Origin of the sequence: Brevibacillus sp. BC25 (assembly GCF_000282075.1) — a bacterium.
Classification (GTDB): domain Bacteria; phylum Bacillota; class Bacilli; order Brevibacillales; family Brevibacillaceae; genus Brevibacillus.
The window spans coordinates 52680-58975 of record NZ_AKIX01000036.1; the positions used below are offsets into that span (position 1 = coordinate 52680).

At 48.5% G+C, this 6296-nt stretch carries 6 protein-coding genes; 1 reads left to right on the forward strand and 5 read right to left on the reverse strand.

Translation table 11 applies throughout. The annotated features are described in order from the left end of the window. Positions 1-38 precede the first annotated feature (38 nt). The 3 genes from ccpA to PMI05_RS10445 all read right to left on the reverse strand — a co-directional run bounded on the left by ccpA (position 39) and on the right by PMI05_RS10445 (position 2697). Complete coding sequence (gene ccpA, locus PMI05_RS10435) at positions 39-1049, reverse strand: catabolite control protein A (RefSeq protein ID WP_007720959.1); 1011 nt, start codon at positions 1047-1049, stop codon at positions 39-41. 115 nt (positions 1050-1164) lie between these two features. Further along, positions 1165-1473: a metal-sensitive transcriptional regulator gene (locus PMI05_RS10440; protein ID WP_007720961.1), complete on the reverse strand. Its 309-nt coding sequence runs from the start codon at positions 1471-1473 to the stop codon at positions 1165-1167. A 126-nt stretch (positions 1474-1599) separates the two neighbouring features. Next, complete coding sequence (locus PMI05_RS10445) at positions 1600-2697, reverse strand: bifunctional 3-deoxy-7-phosphoheptulonate synthase/chorismate mutase (protein ID WP_007720963.1); 1098 nt, start codon at positions 2695-2697, stop codon at positions 1600-1602. 314 nt (positions 2698-3011) lie between these two features. Between PMI05_RS10445 and PMI05_RS10450 the strand changes: the two genes are divergently transcribed. Beyond that, on the forward strand, positions 3012-5168 hold the full coding sequence (locus PMI05_RS10450) for a cell division protein FtsA (RefSeq protein ID WP_007720966.1): 2157 nt from the start codon (positions 3012-3014) through the stop codon (positions 5166-5168). Between the two features lie 73 nt (positions 5169-5241). On the opposite strand, the gene ytxJ is transcribed toward PMI05_RS10450, so the two are convergent. Together ytxJ and PMI05_RS10460 are read right to left on the reverse strand one after the other, a co-directional pair. Then, positions 5242-5568 (reverse strand): bacillithiol system redox-active protein YtxJ, encoded by a 327-nt coding sequence (gene ytxJ / locus PMI05_RS10455; protein WP_007720968.1) that lies wholly within the window; start codon positions 5566-5568, stop codon positions 5242-5244. A gap of 122 nt (positions 5569-5690) precedes the next feature. Continuing rightward, positions 5691-6089, reverse strand: coding sequence for a hypothetical protein (locus PMI05_RS10460; RefSeq protein WP_007720970.1), 399 nt, complete (start codon positions 6087-6089; stop codon positions 5691-5693). Positions 6090-6296: the final 207 nt, after the last annotated feature.

Here is a 6296-nt window from a genome sequence, read left to right on the forward strand (position 1 = left end):
TCCCCCTCTTGCTATCAATTGCCTACGTCCCTTTTCGATCAAGCTTGCTCGGACTTTGTGCTCTCCCGATACTCAATTCGATGCGGCAGCAGCACGACATGCTCTTCGACATTCTCGTTATTCATGTACTTGGTCAACAGGCGCATCGCCACCGCACCAATATCATACATTGGCTGTACGACAGAAGTCAGTCGTGGACGTACCATTTCAACCAGACGAATATTATCGTGACCAATGACTTCGATGTCACCTGGCACGTTTAGGCCGGAATCTTGAATGGCGTGGATCGCACCAATGGCCATCTCATCATTTGCTGCGAAAATCGCCGTCGGCGGATTTTTAAGGGCAAGAAACGCTTTTGTAGTGGACAAGCCTGATTCATAAAAGTAATTGCCTGTCGCAATCAGCTCTTCATCCAGCTCGATACCTGCATCTTTCAATGCCTTTTTATAGCCTTCATAGCGCATCAACCCTGCCAATGGATCGTTTGCAGGACCCGCGATCATCGCAATGCGCTTGTGTCCGCGTGCAACCAATGCTTCCGTCGCATCGTATGCGGCTTGGAAATGGTCAATGCTAACCGACGGCAGTACGTTGTCCGCATCACGAGTCGCGGCGAGTACAGTCGGTACAGACGTGCTTGTTAATGCCTGCAAATGATCTTCTTTGATTTCTGCGCCCAGGAACAGAAGCCCGTCCACCTGCTTTTCGAGCAAGGTATTAATGAGCTGCAATTCCTTTTCCATCCGTTGGTCAGAGTTACACAGGATGATGTTGTATTTGTACATGGTAGCGATATCTTCAATCCCTCGCGCCAATTCGGAGAAAAACAAACTGGAGATATCCGGGATAATGACACCAACTGTTGTCGTTTTTTTGCTAGCGAGTCCACGAGCAACCGCATTTGGTCGATATCCCAAGCGCTCAATCGCAGCCAATACCTTTTTTCGGGTCAAAGGCTTAACGTTGGGATTCCCGTTGACTACACGGGAAACTGTCGCCATCGACACCCCCGCTTCTCTTGCTACGTCGTATATAGTAACCGGCATCATGCACCCTCATTTCCCTATTTTTTGGTTTTCATAAGCGTTTTCATAAATATATGCACCTATGATACGACAAGCCGTATGCCGATGCAATCGTTTTTGACGGCTTACGCACCCGTTACTTCATGAGTTTGTTCATCGTTTTCAATAGCTCATCAATCACTTCATGATCGCCTTGTTGAATGCGATCCATTACACAGCTTTTCATATGTCCTTCGAGGAGCATTTTCCCAACCGCATTCAGTGCAGACTGCACAGCCGCAATTTGATTGAGAATGTCGTCGCAGTAGACATCCTTTTCTACCATTCCGCGAATTCCGCGAACTTGTCCCTCTACCCGATTCAGACGGGAGATGAGATTAGACTTGATTTTATCCGGCCTTTCGGTGGACCGATCAGTCGAGCAGCATTGATGGTTGTCTTCCATATGGCTTATCCTCCTTCACCAATATCAGCACGTAATTCTAGCTTACTTGGTCGCCAATGGTTCGTCAAATGAGAAAGGTCCTTCCGCGCGCAGGAAGGACCCTCAAATCGTATTCGAAAGGTATTCTTATGCTCTCGTTGCCACAATCTCGCCTTTGTACAAGCCAGAAGCGAGCAGTTCATCAACGAACTCGTTGAACTGTGGAATGTTCAACTGTTGCTTCGCATCAGACAGTGCCACATCTGGATCTGGGTGAACCTCTACCATGATTCCATCAGAACCGACTGCGAAACCTGCTTTCGCGCAAGGCAAGAGCAGATCACGACGACCGGTAGAGTGCGTCACGTCTACAAACACTGGCAAGTGCGTCTCTTGCTTGAGGAGTGGTACTGCAGAAATATCGAGCGTATTGCGTGTCGCTTTTTCATACGTGCGGATTCCACGCTCGCACAGCATAACTTGTGTGTTACCTTCGGACAGGATGTACTCTGCCGCGTAGATGAATTCTTCAATCGTAGCAGAGAGGCCACGCTTCAAGAGGATCGGCTTGTTCACACGACCTGCCGCCTTCAGCAGCTCGAAGTTTTGCATATTGCGAGCACCGATTTGGATGACATCGATGTATTTCGTCGCCATCTCAAGGTCTGCTGGCGTCACGATTTCACTGATCGTTACGAGGTTGAATTCATCCCCGATACGCTTGAGGATTTGCAAGCCCTCTTCACCCAGACCTTGGAAGTCGTATGGCGAAGTACGAGGCTTGTATGCGCCGCCGCGCAGTGTGCGCAGTCCGCGTTTTGCGTGGTTTTCTGCTACTGCTCTTACTTGCTCGTAGCTTTCCACGGAGCAAGGACCTGAGATGAGAATCGGATTTTTTCCACCGAACTCTACGCCTTTTACCGTGATAACAGTATCCTCTGCCTTTTTCTTACGGCTAACGAGGAGTACTTTTTTCTTATCGTCGTCTTGCAGATCTAAGGAAACTTGGAAAATTTGTTTGAACAAATGACGAATAGCATTGTCATTGAAAGGACCTTTATTGTTTTCAACGAGCAGATTGAGCATTTGGCGCTCACGCTCTGGGTCAAAACGGTTGCTGCCCTGTTTTTCTTTTTCTTTGCCGAGCTCTTGAACCAAGGTAGCTCGTTTGTTGACCAATTCAAGAATTTGCAGGTTGATCTCGTCTATCTGCTTGCGCATGGTTTCGATTTGATCGTGTGCCATCTCTCTCCACTCTCCTCTTTTTATATAGGGATTTATCGATAAATTAGGGTAATTATAATCGATTCAAACACCCTTGTCAGCAGTTTAGCGCCAAAAAGCGCGAAAGTAAATTTTTTCTGTTTTTTTATCTTTTTCAATTATTCGTCAAAACCAAGAAGATTCCTTGATTCGACAGGATTCTTTCCCTTGCAAATCGAATAGTTTTGGATATATGTTCTAGCTAAAAGTGAATGTTCCTTTCCGATACAGTCCAAAATCACCGATAAGTATTGTAAAGACTTTTTGAACAACCTCTTACAAGGAGTGACCTACTTTTGTCTGACATCACAGCCCCTGAGCTTATTTTTTCATTAGATATTGGAACACGCAGCGTCGTCGGCCTGATCGTGGAAACGACCGGCGAGCAGTACCGCGTATTGGACTGTGCAATTCGAGAGCACGATGAACGCTCCATGCTCGATGGACAAATTCACGATATTGTCGCAGTAGCTAAGGTGATTCAACAAATAAAAGAAGACCTGGAAGGAAAATATGGCAAACTGCATCAGGTAGCGGTCGCTGCTGCCGGTCGGTCATTGCGCACCCGCCGAGTTCGTGTGGACATGCCGTTAGCCAGACATGCCTTCATCTCGCGTGAAGATGTTGTCGCTTTGGAGTTTTCCGCTGTACAGGAGGCCCAATCCGCATTAGCCCAAGAACTAAAGGATCAAGACGTCACCCGCTATTATTGCGTCGGTTACAGCGTCGTCAATTACCATCTGGATGGAGAGTTGATTGGGAGTCTGATTGACCAGCGGGGTGACATAGCAAGCGCAGATGTGATCGCAACTTTCCTTCCACGCGTGGTTGTCGACTCGCTGATCGCTGCTCTGAAACGATGCGATCTGGAAATGCAGGCATTGACGCTTGAGCCGATTGCGGCGATTAACGTCCTGATTCCTGTGACCATGCGCCGACTGAATATCGCATTGGTGGACATCGGGGCAGGTACTTCTGACGTAGCGCTGACTGAGGAAGGGGCCATTACCGCTTACGGCATGGTGCCTGTTGCAGGCGATGAAATCACAGATGCGCTCATGAACGCCTTTCTCATGGATTTTCCGATGGCAGAAGAAGTAAAGCGTCTCTTATCCACTGAGGAATCTGTCACCTTCACCGACATTCTCGGCATGGAGCATACGATGAGCGCTGCCGAGGTAACGAGTGCGATTGTAGCAGACATCCAGCAACTTGCTGATAAAATTGCCTTCAAAATATTGGAGCTCAACGGAAAAGCTCCGCAAGCGGTGATGCTGATCGGCGGCGGCAGTCTCACCCCTGGGCTTACTGGAAAAGTCGCTCAGGTCTTGAATATTCCTGCCGCCCGCGTTGCTGTCAGAGGCGGCGATGCGATCAAACAGTACGTCGGAGACAATCCTACGCTCAGTGGACCTGAGTTCGTAACGCCAGTCGGTATTGCTGTTGCCGCGCGCCGTCATCCGTTGCGCTATGTAACAGTCACGGTCAATGACGCTCCTGTGCGCATTTTCGATTTACGAAAAATGACGTTGGGTGATGCGCTCATTGCATCCGGACTGGATATCCGCCGTCTGTATGGTCGCCCCGGAATGGCGATGACAGTCACCGTAAACGGACGGATGAAAATGATTCCGGGTGGTCATGGTACAGCGCCGGTGATTGAGCGCAACGGAGAGAGCGTCAGTCTCGACACGCCAATCAAAGACGGGGACCAAATCACCGTGGTGGCAGGTACAAATGGCGATGATGCACGTGTGTTTGCCAAAGATTTATTCGATGAGCTGGACACGCTTGAAGTCATCTGCAATGATCGTCCCTACTCGCTCGGACCAGTCGTACATGTTAACGGAGCGGTTGCTACTCTCGATACGTTGATCACTGATCGTGCCGAGGTGGATATCCGCCTTCCCCGCACTGTCTATGAAGTTCTGGAGCTCGCAGAACTGAAAACGTCAGCGGAATCAGACCTGCGTTTTTCTGTGAATGGACAAGATTATTCGATTCCGTCCCGTATCGAGGTGATCGAGCTGAACGGAAGACCAGCAGCTTTGACAGATATCGTCCGGCAAGGTGATGTCCTCGTATATCGGCTGGATGAAGTCCCCGCTCCTTCCATACAAGATGTCATCCCCTTGGAAGAATGGGTACAGGAGACAATGATCGTACACTTCAATGGTGAACGGGTCGTATTGCCCGTTGCACAGGTAACGATTACCATAGACGGAAAAGCGGCGAATGCCTCCGATCCCGTGAGCGAAGGTGCCGACATCACGGTAAAATCCTCACCTGCATCTACACCTGTGTTTAGCGACGTCTTCCGTTTTGTCGATGTTTCCTTGGAAAAGCCCGACCGTGAGAGTATCTCCGGATTCGTCATGCTCGTCAACGGCGAACAAGCCAACTTCCAGACAGAATTGAAAAGTGGAGACAAGTTGGAGCTATTCTGGGAATAGTCTCTCCAGCGCTCTTTTTCTCCATGCAAAAAGCCGGTTTTCACCTCGCTTATCGGGTGTCCCGGCTTTTTGATTACGCGTTGAGCGCCTGGCCAATCGCGTCCTTTGTAATTTTCCAGTGAGATGTGTGCCATTTTACTTCGCCGTCTTCCAGCAAAAAGATTTGCGGGGATTCGTGTTTGATGGAAAAACGATCTGCTACGGCGTTGGAGACAGGGCGATCCTCCCGTACCAGAATGACCGCAGAATCCACTTGATTGTCCAGCAAATACGCCTGAAACTCTTCATAAGCGGACGTACTGATCGGGCAGATCGTGCTATGCTTAAACAAAAGCTTTTTCCCATTTTTCGCTACGAACTCATCCAGTTCTTCTACGGAGTGAAGCTGTTTTTGTGACATGTTCATCTCTCCTTATCTCATGTGCCTATCAGTATACATAAGTCCAAGCAGCAAAGTCTACATTTGCGGTGCAGTGGAGAAATGAAAAAAGAGATACCTTTCTGCTAGGCATCTCTTTATCCTTACACCATAATTTTCGTTAGACGTTCGCGTAGCTCCAGCATCCATTTTTCATCGCCAAGGGACTGCGCCAACAAAAACAGATCCAATAGCTCGTTGACTTTTTCACCAAGTAATTCTCTTACGGTCGAATTCACCTTCTCATTAGCAATCAATACCAATAAGTTGGATAACTCTGACATTTCTTCAAATTCGATTGCCTGGCGCTGCGGATGTTGGCCCAGTTCCTCCATGAGTGACTTCAAATCATCCTTAATCACATCTACCACTTGGGAATGATCACAGTCGTCGTCCACACAGACGTGTACAGGTACATTCATGATTTTGACTCGTTTCCGGTACACGACGTTACGCAGCTCGATCTCCATTTCATTCCCGCAGCGGGTACATCTCTTTTGCACGGTGTTCACCCCTACCTATCTACTTATGTATGTCTCTCTTACTATTCGAGGAGCCTCCTTTCAATCCTGCTAGAGAGCAGGTGGTACTTGGTGGATATAGAGTCAGATATAGACTAAGAAAGACACGGTCTATTTGGTTTGAGTCAACATAGTGGAGGAGAAGAAAAAGCACAGTTCTCTTCGACTCTGACACGCCAGCAGGGGGGA

Bases quoted from the DNA above. Each gene is read 5' to 3' on its own strand.
- PMI05_RS10445 (WP_007720963.1), bottom strand. From the start codon at position 2,697: ATGGCACACGATCAAATCGAAACCATGCGCAAGCAGATAGACGAGATC.
- PMI05_RS10440 (WP_007720961.1), bottom strand. From the start codon at position 1,473: ATGGAAGACAACCATCAATGCTGCTCGACTGATCGGTCCACCGAAAGG.
- ytxJ (WP_007720968.1), bottom strand. From the start codon at position 5,568: ATGTCACAAAAACAGCTTCACTCCGTAGAAGAACTGGATGAGTTCGTA.
- ccpA (WP_007720959.1), bottom strand. From the start codon at position 1,049: ATGCCGGTTACTATATACGACGTAGCAAGAGAAGCGGGGGTGTCGATG.